The following is a 17,082-nucleotide window of genomic DNA, read 5'->3' as shown; positions in this document are numbered from 1 at the left end:
CTACAATTAAAGCATGGTCGATATAAAGAAAACCGATGTTTATGCCAGATGGCTGGACAATCTTCGTGACATTCGTGCTCGTGCACGAGTTTTGGCCAGGGTCGAACGTCTGGCCTCCGGCAATCCGGGTGACGTGAAGTCAGTAGGCGAAGGTGTATCGGAAATGCGCATCGACTATGGTCCCGGTTATCGGGTGTATTTCACGCGACGCGGCAACGAAATCGTCATTTTGTTGGCCGGTGGCGATAAAAGCACACAGGATGCTGATATTAAAACCGCTCAAGAACTTGCCCGTAATGTGTAGGATAACGCAATGACAAAAACTATTATCAGTCGCTACGATGTAACGGAGCACTTGAGAACCACCGAAGAAATGGCGGCCTATCTGGATGCCTGCATTGAGGAGGCCGACGGCGATGCGGCCTTTATAGCCAAGGCACTTGGCGATATTGCCCGTGCACGAGGTATGTCGCAGATTGCCCGAGAGACAGGGCTTTCCCGCGAAAGCCTGTATCGATCCCTGGACGGCGAGCACATTCCCAGTTTCGATACGATCCTCAAGGTAACGAAGGCATTAGGCATTCATCTGCATGCAGATCCGGCCTGATCTTGGGATTGAAATCCAACGTGACGAAAACGTACGTTAGCAGCTAATATAATTCGCTTACGGGCTTTCTTGAGCAGACTGATGCACAACCCCCGGCCATTTGCCGTCGATCGCGCTTTTAAAGCTACTGGCTGCTGAAAGCTCTATACCAGCCATTCAAAGTGAGGATATGCTTTCGTCTTGGCTTAACGGGCCTGTGTACCATATCAATGCAATTGACGGCAGTAGCCTACAAATCTCCGCATCTTAACGCGTTTTTCCCTATAGGCTCACAATGCCATGGACGTGGTTCAGTAAAGGCTTAGAGGATTTTTGCCGCATGCTCACGACATAGAGTAATTTGCGTACCAAGGATCTTCCACCCTGAATAAAAGCGGGAGTCATGTGGATCACTTGGGCGCACATCGATAGAGCCAACAATGCTAATGCGTTTACTTGCTTCCTTGAAGCGGACAGTCTGATACCAGCTAATCTCTTGTTCATTTTTCCAATTTCCATGTGACTTAATCAGCCACTTTCTCAGCTCAAAGAACTCCAGTGACGGCGGCTCAGCTTCTAAGTAGTCAAGGCTTGCAACTAGATTCATGCCATACTCAGGGTTGGTATTGTCTGCTCTTAACACAAGTGCTGCCGTGTAACGACCGTCGTCGAGAAGAATTGATAAGCAATCCCCAGCCTTGAAAGGAGCCTTTCTGACAATAAGTCGCGGCAGTGGCGAAGGTTTTGGCTTGGGTTTAGCAATTTTATTGAAGAACTTGGTAAGCACTTCCTTTCTTTTTGCCAGAGCTTTGGAATCATCGCTCCAGCGCCCAAGACCATTTCCCAACTGTAAATCTTTGCGAACTCTTGCAAGGATACGATCTTCGAGAATTCCGTAAGTCCATTGTACATGGGCCAGCGCGAGCCATAATAAAGGAGCATCATCTTCGTCATTTTCAAGTTCTGAGAAATGTGAAAACGCAGAATTAGTCGCAATGGCAACGGATTCACCAGTCTTGATGCGATCCTTGACGAATCCAACAATGTCCGAAACGGTATCATCTTGTAGTATTCCAACACCCCAAGCACTCATCTTTATGCCTTATTCAGTTAAGTTGTCGATTATGTTCATAGACTCCTAACGTTGGAAGTAACAACCGGTGATGGAGCGTAGCGGTAGGAATTCAAAAGCGCAGAATTGAGCCGTAAGAAATTTACTAGGTCTGTATTGCATCAACATGCTCCATTGATTAACGACTGGTAAAGGCCGGATTGCTGTCGTTCATAAAAATAGCATATCCAGCAGATTTGGATCGGGTGTTGCCCGCCAGACTGATCCATATAAAGTCATTGGCGCCTTATCTTGGGCGCTAACTCGGTTTTTCGTTTGAATCAACAGCTCAATGCAATTTTACGTTTTACCAGAACCATTGCGTTTTTCTGCGACGTAGGAGAAGAATTTTCGTCTCCCAACGCCGGCAATCTCACAAACTTCGGCGGCGGTTTTGTCCGAGTTTTCGTATAGGATTCTGGCATTTTCCAATTTTGCAGGGTCAGTTTTAGGCCTTCCACCCGTTTTGCCACGCGCCTTAGCGGATGAACGACCTGCTGCCGCCCGCTCAGAGCGTAGCTCCCTCTCCATTTGGTGAATAGCTCCCATCATCGACAAGAAACAACGGCCAGTAGCCGTGGTGGTATCGATATTTTCCCGCAATGACACTAAATTAATTTGCCGCTGTTCCAGCACCTTTGCCGTTGTCAGTAAATCCATCAAAGAGCGCGTCATTCGGCTTAATTCGCTGACGACCAAGGTATCGCCTGGGCGAGCATATTCTAAAAGCTGATCCCAGCCGGGACGATCCATGTGCGAGCCGGTCATCTTGTCGGAAAATATTTTGCCGCACCCCGCTTTTTGCAGCGCATCAATTTGAGAATCCAGATTTTGGCCGATACTGCTGACTCGGGCATAGCCGATTCGATGAAATGGCATAGTCGTATTGGTTTGCATGGTGCAAAAAGTTAACACATAGCAGAGTTAAATGCATTATGATTTTGGCAAAGGTTTCTGCACTCAAAATTAAAGGAATTGAAATTGGAAAGGATGGGTAAACGTAGAGTGCAAAAAGTGTACTTTCTGCACTCGCAGAAAAGCGGTGCCGAATGAACGTCAATTCGCGTCGCCTGTCTATCCTGACGAAAAGTGAAATCGATGATCTTTACGGGTTGCCTCGTTTCAGCGACGACGACCGCTGTCTCTTCTTCGATTTAAGTGCAGTTGAACAGAAAGCCGTCGACGCCGTTCATACCCGCTCGTCGGCAGTCCATTTAATACTTCAAATCGGTTATTTCAAGGCCAAGCAACAGTTCTTTGTTTACGGGCCGGAGGCCGTGCTCGACGATCTACACTATATTCTCCAGCGGTATTTCCCCGATCAGGCATTAGATAAAATCAAAACGATTTCCAAGCCGACCCGGCTCGAACAGCAGCAGATCATCCTCCAGTTATTCGACTATCGCCTATGTGACAGTGCGGCCAAGGCAGCACTGGAACAGAAAGCGCAGCGCGTCGCCATGCTGTCGACACAGCCGATTTACATCCTACGCGAAACCTTACAATATCTTACGAACCAACGCCTAGTTGCTCCAGGTTACACCTATCTACAGGACATGGTGAGCCGAGTTGTGACTGGCGAACGTCGGCGGATTACGGGCTTACTGGAAAAAGCCATGACGCCGGATGTCGATAAGCAACTCGAAGCCTTGCTTGAGTCTGAGGAAGGCATGTACCGCATCAGCTTACTCAAGCACGAGCCTAAGGATTTCAGTTACCGCGAGTTACGCCAGGAGGTTGACCGCCGCAAATTTTTCCAGCCGCTGTATGAATTCGGGCAAAGCTTTCTGGGTACGGCCGGCCTGTCCAATGAAAGTGTAAAATACTACGCATCATTGGTTCCGTTCTACTCCGTCTATAAGCTGCGGCGCATGGCGGAACCCACAACACGCCTGTATTTGCTGTGTTTCGCCTTTCATCGTTTTCGGCAAATCAACGATAATTTGATCGATGCCCTGATATATCTCATTGGCCAATACGAGAAACAAGCTAAACTTGCCGCCGATGAGGCCATGCAGCAAGCAATCATCGAGGCCGGCGCGAATCTACAGGCGGCAGGCCAAGTTCTGGAATTGTTCATCGACGCTTCAATCCCTGATGAAACACCGTTTGCGGCCATCAAGCAAAAGGCTTTCGACCTGCTCAACATCGAGAGCTTTCCAGTCGTATCCGATTTTATGCGCAACATCGAATTCGATAAAACCGCTTTTGAATGGTCGTATTACGGCACGCTACGACACAAATTCAAGCTCAATTTACGGCATTTGTTCTGTAACCTCGATTTCGTTTGCCTGGTGTCGGATGAGCCACTGCTGGAAGCCATTTTATTTCTACAGGAGCTGCTGCGCCAGGGCAAGACGCCACGACAGGTGAACCCGGCCAACTTCCCGACCGGAATCATCGCAAAGAATTTGCAGCGGTTTTTGTATACCAGGGCGGAAAAGCAAAAAAAGAAATCCCTAGAGGTTGACCGCTATGAGTTCCTGGTATACCGCGAGCTACGGAAGGCGCTTGAAGCCTGTGACGTATTTGTTCGGGATAGTAACGAATTTCGCAGCTTTGATGACGACCTGATCAACGCCGAGCGCTGGAATAAGGATAAAGATGCGATATTGCAAGAAATCGGCGCACCGATTCTGTTGACACCAATCCAGGATACGTTAGCCGCGCTCAAGCGGGAACTGGAAGCCAAGTACAAATCAGCGAACCAGCGCATTGAAAGCGGCGACAATAAACATATCAAAATTACCGGTATCGGGGAAAATCGTCGCTGGACGTTGGTTTATCCTTCCGTGGAAGAACCAACCAACAGTCCGTTCTATGGTCAATTGCCAAGTATCGGAGTGGTCGACCTGCTTTGGTTTGTCGCTGAAAGAACAGGATTCTTGAAATCATTTGCCCACGTTTTGGAACGCTACATTAAACAAGATGCCGATCCGAAACTGATCCTGGCCTGTATCGTTGCCATGGGTACCAATATGGGCTTATGGAAAATGGCAGAAGTCTCAGGACTTAGTCATTCTGCGTTGCTGACCACGGCGCGCAATTTCCTGCGGGCTGAAACGCTACATGCAGCGAATGACGCCATTTCCAACGCTACGGCTGCGTTACCTGTTTTCCAAGCGTACGACATCCACCATCAGAAGCATTCTAGCAGTGATGGCCAGCGCATTGCCACTCAGATCGACACGATCAACGCCCGACACTCCAGCAAGTATTTCGCTCTAAAGAAAGGCGTAAGCTCCATTACCTTGGCCATGAATCATGTCCCGATTAATGCCAAGATTATCGGTACGCACGAACACGAATCACATTTCGTGTTCGACATCCTGCACAACAATACAACGGAGATCAAGCCGGAAAGGCATTCGACGGACACGCATGGCACCAATCAAGTGAATTTCTTTATCTTGCGCGTCTTCGGCTACCAATTTTCGCCACGTTATCGTGACCTGCATAAAAAGATTGATAGCCTGGTTGGATTCCAGCACCCAAGCCGTTATGGTGATGTGCTGATTAAACCATCACGTAAGGCCTTTGATACCTTAATATGCAAGGAGTGGCAGAATATCCAGCGCATTCTGGCTTCCCTTGCACAAAAAGATGTGACTCAAGCAACCATCGTGCGTAAGCTCGCCAGTTATAAGCGGCAGAATCAGACCAAGAAGGCACTATGGGAACTGGACAATATCTGTCGGTCACTTCATATTCTTGATTTCATCGATGACCCGATACTCAGGCAGCGCATTCAAAAGGCACTTAATCGCGGCGAGGCTTATCACCGTATGCGACGAGCGATTTCTTATGTCAATTCCGGTAAATTCCGGGTAAAAACCGAATCGGAGCAGCAAATCTGGAACGAGTGTTCCCGGCTTATTGCCAACGCCATCATCCACTACAACACGCTAATCTTGTCTCGTGTGTATGAGCAAAAGCTGGCCGCCGGCGACCGGGATGCTATCGAGATCATCAAGGGTACGTCGCCCGTCGCCTGGCAAAATGTGAATCTGATCGGTAAGTTTGAATTTACAGAAGAGAACGCGAAGGTTGACATCGATGCGTTGGCTGCACGATATAACGACCCAGATTTCTGGCGTAAGTCTGTGGAAGGAAATAGCGACCTTTAATATATCAGCCATTGCTAATTTTTACCATTTCGAGGGGATGGGCAAAAATAGCCTCTATGAAAAATCGCTCGAACTGAGTGCCGGGGAAGGAGGTCGCATCATCGTCTGTCTTAGCCAGCGGTGTACGGCCTTTGATACTTCTAGCACGTTTAACGGTTGTGCTGATCGATTTATCTTTAATGTGACCTAGAAAGTCATAGTGTTTTCTGCGCCACCATGCAGCATAAGCCAGACGTTCCTCGTGTGGCGTGGCTTTTCTTAATGGGTTCAGCTGGGCTCCAGACTGTTTATCGGCAAGCCAATCACTGAACAGCGTGAGTCGATTAATATGGACTTTGACCGTGTTGATTGATGCGGGCACCCAGTACAGACCAGATGGATCAATGCCATTATCACCTGCTGTGCCACTATAAAGTCTGCGAACAAAGGCTTTGAACATCGATTCAGGGTCATCAAAGGAATCAGCGTTTGCATCCATATATTCAAGCAACATAGCTATAGACTGAATCACTTTATTTATGGATGATTTCGAAGCACCATTCAGATGGAGCTCAAGCAAGTAATCAGTAATTGATGAGATCGGTCCCTGCTTTGTAAGCAGAATAGGAATTTCTGTAGCAACTCCACTGTTATCCTCGACAATTTTTGCTCTAACCTTGGTCGATATCATCCCTTGTCCTTACATACGTTACACAGATTATACTATTGGTATTATAGCGTATTAGATACAAAAAAAGACCTCCCTAAGGAGGTCTTTATCAAAAATTACACACTTATAAGCGCTATATATAACTTTAGGCGCCCTTTTTTTTTGCCGTATTGATTCGGCGCGGTCAGCTTCGCGGAACAGAAGTCGGCGATGATCACCGAGTTTTAAGGGCTGATCTGCTGACCTCAGGCCCAACTCACGTTGATCTAGTTGCCGGATGCGGCCCTTCTGGCGGTGAAACCGGTGAATTCGGATAGAGGTTGATAAGTATATATCTTGATGCGGTCATTATTGCCGTCCGCGACATAGATGTTGCCCAAAGCATCGGCCGCAATGCCGGCATCGGCACCCAATGCAGATGAGTCAAACTGTTCGTCGTCATCTATCCTTATTCCCCATGCGCCGAGGAAGTGGCCATCGTTGTCGAATTTCTGGATACGGTTGTTATAACTTTCCACGACGAAGATGTTGCCTGACGCATCGATCGCGATGCTGGATGGCACTGTAAATTTCCCCTTGGTGCGTCCCAAGGCGCCCCATTTGGCCAGAAAAGTGCCATTGCTGTCGAACTTTTGGATACGGTGATTATAGGTATCGGCGACATAGATGTTGCTGTCCGCATCGGTTGCGATGCCGGCGGGATAGGCAAACTGTCCCTCGGCTTTCCCGTAATCCCCCCATTGGTTCAGGAGGTTGCCGTCACCGTCGAATTTCTGGATGCGGTTATTACCGGTATCGGCGACATAGACGTTGCCTGCCGTGTCGGCTGCAATATCCGCGGGCATGCTAAACTGACCATCGCCGTTCCCTTCGGTACCCCATTTGGCCAGGAAGTTGCCGTTGCTGTCGAATTTCTGGATGCGGTGATTATAGGTATCGGCGACATAGACGTTGCCGACCGCATCGGTCGCGAGGCCGGCGGGCTCTTGAAAATTCCCGTTTTCGATCCCCTGTGATCCCCATTTGGCCAGGAAGTTGCCGTCGCTGCCGAATTTCTGGATGCGGTGATGATAAGTATCCGCGACATAGATGTTGCCGTCCGCATCGGTGGCTATGTCATGAGGATAGTTGAATTGCCCGTCGGCGGTTGCGCTGATTCCCCATTGGCTCATGAGGTTGCCGTTGCTGTCGAATTTCTGAATTCGGCCATACCAGGGCGCTGCAACATAGACATTGCCGTCCGCATCGGTTGCGATGCCGGCGGTGCCCTTAAACGGTTCACCGTCATCTCCTTCTATTTTCCAGGTGTCCAGGAAGGTGCCGTTGCTGTCGAATTTCTGGATACGGTCATTCCAGGCATCTGCGACATAGACATTGCCGGCCGCATCGGTCGCTAGACTAGTGGTCGTATTGCCAAACTGCCCGTTAGCGGTCCCATAGGATCCCCAAGTGCCCAGGAACTGGAAGTTGCCGTCGTATTTGATGATGCGTTGATTGCCGGTATCGGCGACATAGACGTTGCCGGCCGCATCGGTTGCGATGTCGGCTGGACTCCTAAACGGCCCGTCGGCATTTTCCTCTTTGCCCAGGAATTTGCCGTTGCTGTCGAATTTCTGGATGCGATGGTTTTCCGTATCGGCGACATAGACGTTGCCCGCGGCATCGGTTGCGATGCCGGATGGGGTATTAAACTTCCCCTTCGCTTTCCCCTTCGATCCCCATTTACCCAAGAATTGGCCGTTGCTGTCGAATTTCTGGATGCGGTGATTATAAGTATCCGCGACATAGACGTTGCCGGCCGTATCGGTTGCGATGCCGGCAGGCCCCCGAAACTGCCCTTTGGCGGTCCCGTATGATCCCCATTTGCTCAGGAAATGGCCGTCGCTGTCGAATTTCTTGATGCTGTTATCATTGCTATCAACGACATAGGCATTTCCGACCGGATCAGTCGCTATGCTTTGGGGATATTTTAGAACCTCGCCCTCATTGCCCCAGGAGGCAACAAATACCGGAGGAATTTCCGCTTGGACGGCAGGCATTGAAAACAGCGCGGAGGCAAAGATCGATAACAGGGCCCAGATCTTTAGCGTCTGCCGCCGAGGCGGATAAAGCGTGTAATGGTTGCTCATTGTGATGTTAATTCTGATGAAATCGTTCTTAAAAATTTTTGGGAAATCGATGTATCGGTTAAATGCGAACTCGGCTGCACAAAACCATAAAATCAAGGTAAAACGTAATCGTCGGCACTTGAGATGCCGGCAATATAATAATGAAGCCGTATGACATTATTTCAGGCATAAATCATGCCGACTTTCGAGGTTGTTTTGGCAAGCGATTTTGTCTTGCAAAAACAAGTTCGTACACATTGACTTTGTTTGCGGCATCTAGGGGGAAGCTGGAGAAACCTAGAAAAATCATTACTATGTCATATAACGTATCTGCACTGCGTCAAATGACGCAGTTTTCGCATTTTCCAAACCGCTTGAATGCTGTTTGCACATCTTGAAGGTTCTGCCGAAATATGCCTTCCGATGCCCCGGCGTGGATCAACAGCAGGTATGCGTGCCCGCTCTTTACCTTTTTTATGAGCGCTGGTGATATTTTCGCCGCCGTAGGCGTCATAGTCTTATTCAGATCGAATCATCGCCGCCGAACGCCATGAACCCAGACAAAAAGACGCCGCAAGAGCAGGCCAATTATTGGCTGGTATTGTTGAGCTCGCCCTTCGCCAGCTCCGAACAACGGCTAGCATTCGAGGCATGGCTTGCCGAAAATCCGGACAACCAGGCAGAATGGGACAAGGCGCGGGCATTCTGGAAAAAATTCGATATGTTGAGCGACGAGCAAGTCGCCTTGCTCGACAAACGCCTGTCCAGCGCGGGTAGACGGCGTGATCTGAAGTCTAAAAGGAGCCTTCGGGGGTTTTTCAATCCGTGGTCTGTGCCGGCATTTGCCTGCTTGTTGTTGCTTGTGTGGGTCGGCATCGCGGCCTGGCCGGTCTGGTTTGCCGATTACCGAACCGCGGTCGGCGAGCAGCGTTCCGTGCAATTAAGCGACGGCTCGACCGTGTTGATGAATACCGATACCGCGTTGTCGGTCGATTTTACCGCGACGCAGCGCACGGTTACCCTGCATGGCGGCGAGGCCTATTTCAAGGTCGCTAAGGATGCCGAGCGCCCGTTTGATGTGGAGACCGATGACGGTCGGGTGCGGGCGCTCGGCACCGCTTTCGAAGTCAGGCAGCTCGGCCGGGAGATGGCGGTCACCGTTTACGAGCATGCGGTGCGGGTCGTCTTCAGCCAGGGAACGACGATCGAAGCCTTGCGGGAAGGCGAACTCGTCGCGGTGAATGAGGGTAGGGTCTCGAAGGTCGTTGCGGTCAATCGGAAGCAAACGCAGGCATGGCGCGATCACCGTCTGGTTTTCCGCGATTTGCCGTTAGTGCAGGTCGTCGCCGAGCTGAACCGCTACCGGCCCGGAAGCATCGTGATCGTGAATGCAAGGCTGAAGCAACACCGGGTCACCGGCGTCTTCGACACCCGCGAGCCGGACAAGGCTTTGGCGGTGATCGAAAACACGCTGAAACTGGCCGTCTACCGCTTGCCCGGCAGTCTGGTTTTGCTGGCGGCGCGCTAATCCTGCCCTCTTCGAAATATTTTTGCGTTGACGGGTGTGTGGTTTCGGCGCGGAATCGTCTTATAAGGCATCCATCACTTCAGCAAACGGAGACTCCCCGCATGAACAGCAGCCTTTCCGGGTTATCGCTCATCCCCCGCTCTGACAAACAACAGAATATCTGTAAGATCGGCATCGTCTTTTTCACCGGGAGTGGGAACGCGATGCAGCCAATCATAATAGGCGCTTCGCGATACCTACCTGTAGGAACCGACACATCGAGCCCACCGCAAATTCCGTTGCATGCTGTTTGATCCAGGCATACTTCACCGTTGTTCCTTGGCAAAGTACGCGGCCGCCTTCCTAAGAAACACTCTGAACTTCGTGCAATTCAAAGCCAAATTCAGCGGCTCGACGGTGCAGTTGTTTGATGGCGCGCTCGCGGTTTTTTGCTCATATTGAGCGGCTCCTGGATCGCTATAGTTCATACCAAAGCGCATGGTGTTGTAGAACAGCACCGCTATTTTTCGTGCTGTTGCAGTCACTGCCTTCGCCTTGCCGATTCGAGCTGCGAGTCGACGGTAAAAGGCGCCTAGTGCGGTATTGGTTTTACTCACAGTGACGGCTGCTAGCCGTAGGTGGGCAGTCAGGCGGTTATTCGATTTGCGCGAATGGGCCGACAGCACCTTGCCTCCGCTGATTTTGCAGCCCGGTGATAAGGTCAACCAAGAGGTAAAGTGCTTAGCTGTACGCCATTTGCTTAAATCAGTGCCGCATTCTGCGATCAAGCGTAATGCCAGGAACGGCCCAATGCCATGAATCTGCGTTAAGTCGGTACCCACCAATTGATAGAGCGCGGTTCGCACATCAAAGTTAATGGCGTTTGGCTGCTTGGTGCGATGACGGGCTTTGGGCATCGGTTGATCCTTGGGAGTATTTTAAAGGGTGTGTCCGGTTTTTAGTGTAGCCACATCAGTTTGGATACGCGTCGGCTAATCGGCGCGTCTTTTGGCGGCTCCATCTTGAATTCGTCATTCGGATTTGGCATCAAAATGATGCTTCAAATACATACCTGATGAACCATGGCCCGAACTCGTTCAGCAACATCCCCCTGAGTTCCTTGGCTTTGTGCGCTGCTTCCCAACTCTTTCAGCCATAACCGGCACATCGGCTGGTTACGGCAAAGATTTCAGTACTGTTTTCACCGCTCACCCTCCTATGCTGGACGGCGGCAGTTTCATTCACTGGCGTTGCGTCGTGATCGATCAATACTCCGGAGCGATACTCGACGTAGACGATCCGGCCGACCGTTCGGCGACGGCCGGCGAGGTCTTCACGCATTGGCAGTGGCCGCTGCATTCCGGCCGGGCCTTCGGCTGGACCGGGCGCATTCTGGTGTTTCTGAGCGGGCAGGCCTGTCCGCTGCTGTTTGTGACCGGCGTGATCCGCAGGCTGCAGAAACGCCGTGCCAAACGGCATAAGGCGGGACACGGTAAATTAATTTCGTAGTGATTTATTCACGTTCAACAGCCATCGCATCAGCGCCTGCCCTAAGGGCGCGGCCTGCGGCAGCGCTTTGTGTCCCCCGTTGACGGCCAGCCGCCAGAGCATGAGGCTCAGGCGGTAAGCCACGGTCATGGCCTGGTAACCTGCGGCCTTCAATGGGGCAAAATCGACCGGCCGATCCCGAATGACGCCGCGCCGGCATAGCCATCTGAACAGGCCGCTCAGGTACAGGAAAAACAGCGCCTGACCCGCCAGGAACCAGACGAGGCGTCCTGGCGCACCCAAGGCTTCGCCCGAATGCAGCGGCCATATCCAGGTCGCGGCGGTTTGTCCCGCGGAAAACCGGGCCGGGTCGCGCACCTCCTGGATATGGCCGCTCCAGCGGTCCACCCAGACGGCCGTGAAGGGGTGGCGCTGATTGATTTCGCTTTCTTGCCGGAAATGGATTTCATACACGCCGCTGTCGCCGACCGGCGTGGTGATACGGCGCAATTCGGCGTTCGGGAAGGGGGCGCGGGCGATGAATTCGGCGCCCGCCAGGGGGAGGGGATGGTTGTTCGGCACCCCGGTGCTGACGATCGTGCGATTGGTTTCGCCGTGGCCCATGCCGGCCGCGCCGGTCAGTTTTTCCAGGGCTTTCGGATAGCTCAGCAGGAAGCCGGTACTCGCCAGCATCAACAGGGCCAGGGCGCTCAGAAAGCCGGTCATCCGGTGCAGGTCGGTCGCAAAGCGCAGCATGCTGGCGGTGCGACTGACCGTCAGGGCCTTGATGAGGCCCTTGACGCCCGGCCACCACAAAACCAGCCCGCTGCCCGCCGAAAGCATCAGCAACAGCCCCAACAGTCCGACCGTGTTGCGGCCGGACAGGCCGAGATGGAGGTGGCTATGCAAATCCAGCAGCCAGGTGGTGAAGGTCTCGCCCCAGAAGCGGCTGGCGACGACCTCGGCAGTATAGGGGTTGACCGAGACCATCAGCGGCGCATACCACTCGAAATAGGTCTCCCTGGGCTTGTCGAACCAGGCGGTGACCATGCCGTGCGGCGAGTTCGGCATTTCGAGGGTCCAGGCGCCGTGCCGGTCCGGATGCGCCGCGCGCACCGCCGCGATGATCTTGTCGAGGGATTGATAGTCTCCGGCGGGTTCGTCGATGACCAACCGGGGATTGAGCAGTTCGTCGATGTCTTCCCGGTAAATGCTGAGGCTGCCGGTCAGGCCCAGCAGGGCGAATAAAAAACCGGCGCCGAGCGCCAGGAAAAGATGCAGTTTGAGCCAGGCGGCCCGGCCGCGCCGGGCCTTGATGATCGGAAAGGTCATGGAAGAAGGGTTCAGGCAAAGCGCGAATTATCCCATGGATCGGTATTTGTTGTTAGGCGGGCAAGGAGGCGGAAGTTTTTTCGGATCGCGTTTTACAATCCCCAGTATGATCGTCATTACCGATAAACCCGGAATTTTCGCGAAGTGGGCGGCGTCTTTATGGGATGGCTATGCGTCTTGTCCTGGGTCTTAATTCCGGTATAAAAACACTAACCGGTTGGTCAGCCGGTATTCGGACAGATCAAGTCTTGTCTTGATCATTTGCAAAGCTTTTTCCGGATTGGTCGTGTCGAATGTCCCGGTTAAGGATAAAGCGTTCAGAGAATGGTCGGTGATCACAATGAGGCCTTTGCGATAGCGGTTAAGCTCCTCGATCGCCTCTTCCAGAGGCTTGTTGCGAAAGACCATGTGTTGTTGACGCCAGGCCGAGGCGGCGTCGATGTCGGCGCGCGGGTTGATGTCGTTCACCGTCTGGCCGAAGCGGATCGAGGCGCCTTCCGGCAAGCGATCGACACGTTCCCCGTTTGCCAAGGTAATGCGCACCGTGTGTTCCAATACGGTCACCGCGACAGCATCCGGCAGCGTTTTGACATTGAAAGCGGTGCCCAAGGAGCGCACCGTGCCGTAGGTGGTAAGCACTTCAAAAGGTCGGGGATTCGGTGCGACCTTAAACCAGGCTTCGCCGCCGTACAAAATCAGTTTTCTGGTAGTGGGGCTGTAGCCGACCGACAACGCCGTGCCGGAGTTGAGCTGAACTTCCGAGCCGTCTGCGAGGATGAGGGTTTTATTCTCGCCGATGTCGGTGCGGAAGTCGGCGAGATGACGATTCAGACCATGGTGCAAAAGGAAGACTGCCAGTATAAAGCAAGCCAAGCATGCCATTGCATTGAAAAGTTTACTGTGGAGCAGAGGCCGGCGACGGTTTGATGCGTCCGTCGGAAAATCCTGTTCGCTCAACCCTTCGATATCACGCCAGTGCCTCAGCACCCGCGCCCAAGCCGATTGATGCGTCTTATCTTCGGCCAGCCAGTGTTCAAACGTGCGGTGCCGTTCGTCGTCCGCTTCGCCGGAGGCCAGCAGTGTCAGCCAATAGATGGCCTGTTCGTTGGCGTCACCTTGCGGCATTACCGGACGCTTGGTCATGACCAACCGCCGCCGTGGTTTGTGGGGGGCTTGGATAAAAGCATGGCGTGTGGGCGTTTGAATTGATGGAAGTCATTATCCTGAAATTTACGTTCGTTGTCAGGCGTCATCTGGGAAATTATATTCTTCCTCCAGGTAACGCTGACAATGCAGCAGGTTTTTTGGATGGATCTGAAGATAGTACCGTAAGACAACCCGGTGAATTTCCGGTAGGAAAGATGTTTGATGTTGTCGGAGGTAATCGATGGTTTGATTGGCGGCCATGCGTTTTCGCGCGTATCGCAACGGACACTCTGAAACTGATGCCGCCCTATTGCAAACGTTGGCGGGACGGGTTGTATAACCCGTCCCGCCTGTTGAATCAATGATTAAAATTCCAGCCGGATCGAGCCCAACACGGTGCGCGGGGCGCCGGGATAATTGCCCTGGACGGTGCTGTTGGTCGCGCTATCGAAATAGTCTTTATTCAACAGGTTGTCGACATTCAGCTGGGTAGTGACTTTGCTTTTGCCCACGTCGACGGTATAGCTGGCCAACAAATTGACGGTCGCATAGCCGGGCAGCTGGAATGAGTTTGCGTTGTCGCCCTGGCGTTGGTCGCGAAGCAGAACGCCTCCGCCGAATTTGAATCCGCGTAAATCGCCATCAAAAAATTCGTAGGTGCTCCATAGGCTGGCAATGTTACGCGGGACGTTGAACAGGCGCTTGCCTTGGTTGCCGGTGCCAATGCCGACCACGTTGAAATTTGCATCGTAGATGACCGACGTGTCCTTGGTGATTTTCGAGTCGATGTAGGAATAGGTGCCGATCAGTTTCCAGCCGGGCAACAACTCGCCGGCCATATCCAATTCCACCCCCTGATTGCGGACCTCGCCAATGGCGTTTTGAAAACCGCTGGCGGCCTTGATAGGGTCGGGGTCGGTAACGGCAATATTTCGTTTGGTGATGTCGAACCAGGCGAGCGTGGCGGTCAGGCGTTTGTCCAGCAGCTCGGTCTTGATCCCTCCCTCCCACTGTTTGGCCGTGGTCGGCGGCAATGCCGCGCCATTGCTATTAAAGCCGTTGGACAGGCCGAAATTCTCCACGTAGTTGCCATAGAGGCTCACTTCGGGTATCGGTTGATACAAGAGGCCAAAGCGTGGTTTTACCGATTCCTGTTGCAGCAGATTATGCGACGATTGGACGAACGGACTGCCGAAATTGAAGTGCAGGTCGCTGGCGCTGCCGTATCTGACCGTATCATAGCGGAAGCCCGCCAAAAGATGCACGTGATAAGGCAGCTCTATCTGATCCTGGGTATAGAACCCGCCCCATTCTTCCGTAAAGCCTGAGGGTCCGAAAAGGTTAGGATGATCGAGCACACTCGGGTCTATGCCGGTATGGACCGGGTTGTAGGCGTCTATGGGCTGGCTGAACGTCCATGCAAAGTCGGTCTGATGCACCTGGTGATAAAAGTCGCCGCCGAGCAGGACATCGTGTTTTATACCCCACGTATTGAATTTGCCGAGAAGGTCCACGGTCGTGTAATAGTTCTCGGCATGGCTTTTGTTGGCATAGGTCAGGCGGTTCACCTGACAACTGACGCCGACCGAACAGGGGCCGAGAAAGCCGCTATAGACCGAGGGCAGCGTATCGGCTTTAGGCAGCAGGACGGCATCGAATCGGTGGCGCAACGTCCAGTTGTCATTAAACGCATGCGACCAGTCAAAGCCCACATTGAAAGTTTCGCTTTCATTCGCGGAGCCCGGTTCGCCCAAATTGCGTCCATGCGGCAGGTTGAGGGGACGGTTGCCGGCCACCGGGAATCCATGATCGAAAGGGGACTTGTCGTGCTGGTATTCCATGTGGAAATTCGCCTGGGTTTTGTCGCTGATGTTCCAGTGGAAGGTCGGCGCGAAAAATACCCGGTCATGGTCCAGAAATTCCCGAAACGAGCCGCTGTTTTCATAGGCCAGGTTGACGCGGTAGAGCAGGGACTTGTCTTCAGTCAAAGGCCCGGTGGCATCCGCCGTGGTGCGGTAAAAATCGTACGAACCGAACTGCTGTTGCAGCGAATAGTAGGGCGTAGCCAAAGGCCGCTTGGTGACGATGTTGACCATGCCTCCCGGCTCCAATCGCCCGTAAAGGATGGAGGCAGGTCCTTTAAGCACTTCAACCCGCTCGACATTGGCCATTTCGCGCGGACCATTGATCACAAAACCGCCGTTGAACCGCCCGCCATCGCGATAATAGTCGAAGGTTTCAAAACCGCGCAGGAAGGTCGCGCTCTGGCCTCCGCCTATCCCGCCGGCGCCGCGGCTGGAATACGTGCCGCTGACGTTTTCCGCCGCCGTTTCCAGACGCACGGCCTGCTGGTCTTGCAGCACCTGCTTGGGCACGACCTGTACCGAAAAGGGCGTTTCCATGATCGGCGTGTCGGTTTTGGTGGCGGTCACCGTGTCGGCGACTTTGTAGTCGGTGTTATAGGGATCATTCGGATCCGCCTCCGCTTCTCCCACCACGGTCATCGGCGCTAACGTGGCTTCCGATCTCGTATCGGGTTTGCCGGACACGGTAATCAGCGCTTTGTCCACCACATCGTACCTCAGGCCGCTCTTGCCCAGCGCGATGGCGAGTGCCTGCCTAGCCGTGTATCGGCCCTTGACCGGCGCGGCGGTGAGCCCCTTGACCGTCGCGTCGGCATAAATCAATTGGGTGTGGGACGCTTGCGCCAGGCGGTCCAGCGTCGCGGCCAGCGGCTGCGCCGGCAGGTCGAAGGAATAAGCGTTGTCGCCGGCTTGGGCATTGCCGGCCAGCAGTGGCGCGAGCAGGACGCCATGCCGCAGCCATGGATAGGGGGCGATTTTGTGCCCTGCGCGTTCGGCATGACTGGCCATCATCTTCGGTAAGCTTTTAACCATCTGTTTTCCCTGGTTGGAATTGTGTCGAGGTTTAACGTGTGTAGTCGTCTTAACCGAGATAACAATCCAAAGCGTCCGAACCGGTCATTTTTTTTGCAATGATTTTTTCAGCGGATTTTCTCGTTGCGAGT

At 52.8% G+C, this 17,082-nt stretch carries 13 protein-coding genes and 1 pseudogene; 6 read left to right on the top strand and 8 right to left on the bottom strand.

The annotated features are described in order from the left end of the window. The first annotated feature begins 13 nt into the window (after positions 1–13). The gene (locus tag ACEPPP_RS05865) at positions 14–304 is read left to right on the top strand and encodes a type II toxin-antitoxin system RelE/ParE family toxin (RefSeq protein WP_374090107.1); all 291 of its coding nucleotides are present in this window, start codon (positions 14–16) and stop codon (positions 302–304) included. Positions 305–313: 9 nt separating this feature from the next. After that, positions 314–607: an addiction module antidote protein gene (locus ACEPPP_RS05860; RefSeq protein WP_374090106.1), complete on the top strand. Its 294-nt coding sequence runs from the start codon at positions 314–316 to the stop codon at positions 605–607. Positions 608–908: 301 nt separating this feature from the next. On the opposite strand, the gene ACEPPP_RS05855 is transcribed toward ACEPPP_RS05860, so the two are convergent. Beyond that, positions 909–1,679: a hypothetical protein gene (locus ACEPPP_RS05855; RefSeq protein ID WP_374090105.1), complete on the bottom strand. Its 771-nt coding sequence runs from the start codon at positions 1,677–1,679 to the stop codon at positions 909–911. A 318-nt stretch (positions 1,680–1,997) separates the two neighbouring features. Then, positions 1,998–2,594, bottom strand: a complete 597-nt coding sequence (locus ACEPPP_RS05850; RefSeq protein WP_374090104.1) for a recombinase family protein — start codon at positions 2,592–2,594, stop codon at positions 1,998–2,000. Positions 2,595–2,746: 152 nt separating this feature from the next. Here ACEPPP_RS05850 and ACEPPP_RS05845 point away from each other — a divergent pair, with 152 nt between their 5' ends. Beyond that, on the top strand, positions 2,747–5,824 hold the full coding sequence (locus ACEPPP_RS05845) for a Tn3 family transposase (RefSeq protein ID WP_374090103.1): 3,078 nt from the start codon (positions 2,747–2,749) through the stop codon (positions 5,822–5,824). Positions 5,825–5,828: 4 nt separating this feature from the next. Here the strand turns inward: ACEPPP_RS05845 and ACEPPP_RS05840 are convergent, their stop codons facing one another. Together ACEPPP_RS05840 and ACEPPP_RS05835 are read right to left on the bottom strand one after the other, a co-directional pair. Next, positions 5,829–6,494, bottom strand: coding sequence for a hypothetical protein (locus tag ACEPPP_RS05840; RefSeq protein ID WP_374090102.1), 666 nt, complete (start codon positions 6,492–6,494; stop codon positions 5,829–5,831). Between the two features lie 245 nt (positions 6,495–6,739). After that, positions 6,740–8,602: an SMP-30/gluconolactonase/LRE family protein gene (locus ACEPPP_RS05835; protein ID WP_374090101.1), complete on the bottom strand. Its 1,863-nt coding sequence runs from the start codon at positions 8,600–8,602 to the stop codon at positions 6,740–6,742. A 529-nt stretch (positions 8,603–9,131) separates the two neighbouring features. Between ACEPPP_RS05835 and ACEPPP_RS05830 the strand changes: the two genes are divergently transcribed. Beyond that, positions 9,132–10,109, top strand: a complete 978-nt coding sequence (locus ACEPPP_RS05830; protein ID WP_374090100.1) for a FecR domain-containing protein — start codon at positions 9,132–9,134, stop codon at positions 10,107–10,109. Between the two features lie 305 nt (positions 10,110–10,414). On the opposite strand, the gene ACEPPP_RS05825 is transcribed toward ACEPPP_RS05830, so the two are convergent. After that, positions 10,415–11,005, bottom strand: a complete 591-nt coding sequence (locus ACEPPP_RS05825; RefSeq protein ID WP_374090099.1) for a transposase — start codon at positions 11,003–11,005, stop codon at positions 10,415–10,417. 313 nt (positions 11,006–11,318) lie between these two features. Between ACEPPP_RS05825 and ACEPPP_RS05820 the strand changes: the two are divergent. Next, positions 11,319–11,597, top strand: a pseudogene (locus ACEPPP_RS05820) (PepSY domain-containing protein); the annotation flags it as partial. On the opposite strand, the gene ACEPPP_RS05815 reads toward ACEPPP_RS05820, so the two are convergent. Together ACEPPP_RS05815 and ACEPPP_RS05810 are read right to left on the bottom strand one after the other, a co-directional pair. Further along, the gene (locus ACEPPP_RS05815; RefSeq protein WP_374090098.1) at positions 11,586–12,908 is read right to left on the bottom strand and encodes a PepSY-associated TM helix domain-containing protein; all 1,323 of its coding nucleotides are present in this window, start codon (positions 12,906–12,908) and stop codon (positions 11,586–11,588) included. The pseudogene ACEPPP_RS05820 and the gene ACEPPP_RS05815 sit on opposite strands and share 12 nt — an antisense overlap. Before the next feature lie 189 nt (positions 12,909–13,097). Next, positions 13,098–14,051, bottom strand: coding sequence for a FecR domain-containing protein (locus tag ACEPPP_RS05810; RefSeq protein WP_374090097.1), 954 nt, complete (start codon positions 14,049–14,051; stop codon positions 13,098–13,100). Between the two features lie 65 nt (positions 14,052–14,116). Here ACEPPP_RS05810 and ACEPPP_RS05805 point away from each other — a divergent pair, with 65 nt between their 5' ends. Beyond that, complete coding sequence (locus ACEPPP_RS05805; protein ID WP_374090096.1) at positions 14,117–14,419, top strand: hypothetical protein; 303 nt, start codon at positions 14,117–14,119, stop codon at positions 14,417–14,419. Here the strand turns inward: ACEPPP_RS05805 and ACEPPP_RS05800 are convergent, their stop codons facing one another. After that, a complete protein-coding gene (locus ACEPPP_RS05800; RefSeq protein WP_374090095.1) occupies positions 14,420–16,951 on the bottom strand; it encodes a TonB-dependent siderophore receptor in 2,532 nt (843 codons plus the stop codon). It lies immediately after the preceding gene. Positions 16,952–17,082 lie beyond the last annotated feature (131 nt).

Source organism: Methylomicrobium lacus, assembly GCF_041897535.1.
In the GTDB taxonomy this organism is placed as follows: Bacteria; Pseudomonadota; Gammaproteobacteria; order Methylococcales; family Methylomonadaceae; genus Methylomicrobium; species Methylomicrobium lacus_A.
This window is presented reverse-complemented; position numbering and strand designations above follow the sequence as displayed.

Excerpts from the sequence above, each read along its gene's own strand:
- ACEPPP_RS05825 (WP_374090099.1), bottom strand. The coding sequence starts at position 11,005 with ATGCCCAAAGCCCGTCATCGCACCAAGCAGCCAAACGCCATTAACTTT.
- ACEPPP_RS05835 (WP_374090101.1), bottom strand. The coding sequence starts at position 8,602 with ATGAGCAACCATTACACGCTTTATCCGCCTCGGCGGCAGACGCTAAAG.
- ACEPPP_RS05830 (WP_374090100.1), top strand. The coding sequence starts at position 9,132 with ATGAACCCAGACAAAAAGACGCCGCAAGAGCAGGCCAATTATTGGCTG.
- ACEPPP_RS05805 (WP_374090096.1), top strand. The coding sequence starts at position 14,117 with ATGGAAGTCATTATCCTGAAATTTACGTTCGTTGTCAGGCGTCATCTG.
- ACEPPP_RS05840 (WP_374090102.1), bottom strand. The coding sequence starts at position 6,494 with ATGATATCGACCAAGGTTAGAGCAAAAATTGTCGAGGATAACAGTGGA.
- ACEPPP_RS05855 (WP_374090105.1), bottom strand. The coding sequence starts at position 1,679 with ATGAGTGCTTGGGGTGTTGGAATACTACAAGATGATACCGTTTCGGAC.
- ACEPPP_RS05800 (WP_374090095.1), bottom strand. The coding sequence starts at position 16,951 with ATGGTTAAAAGCTTACCGAAGATGATGGCCAGTCATGCCGAACGCGCA.
- ACEPPP_RS05860 (WP_374090106.1), top strand. The coding sequence starts at position 314 with ATGACAAAAACTATTATCAGTCGCTACGATGTAACGGAGCACTTGAGA.
- ACEPPP_RS05815 (WP_374090098.1), bottom strand. The coding sequence starts at position 12,908 with ATGACCTTTCCGATCATCAAGGCCCGGCGCGGCCGGGCCGCCTGGCTC.
- ACEPPP_RS05865 (WP_374090107.1), top strand. The coding sequence starts at position 14 with ATGGTCGATATAAAGAAAACCGATGTTTATGCCAGATGGCTGGACAAT.
- ACEPPP_RS05810 (WP_374090097.1), bottom strand. The coding sequence starts at position 14,051 with ATGACCAAGCGTCCGGTAATGCCGCAAGGTGACGCCAACGAACAGGCC.
- ACEPPP_RS05845 (WP_374090103.1), top strand. The coding sequence starts at position 2,747 with ATGAACGTCAATTCGCGTCGCCTGTCTATCCTGACGAAAAGTGAAATC.
- ACEPPP_RS05850 (WP_374090104.1), bottom strand. The coding sequence starts at position 2,594 with ATGCAAACCAATACGACTATGCCATTTCATCGAATCGGCTATGCCCGA.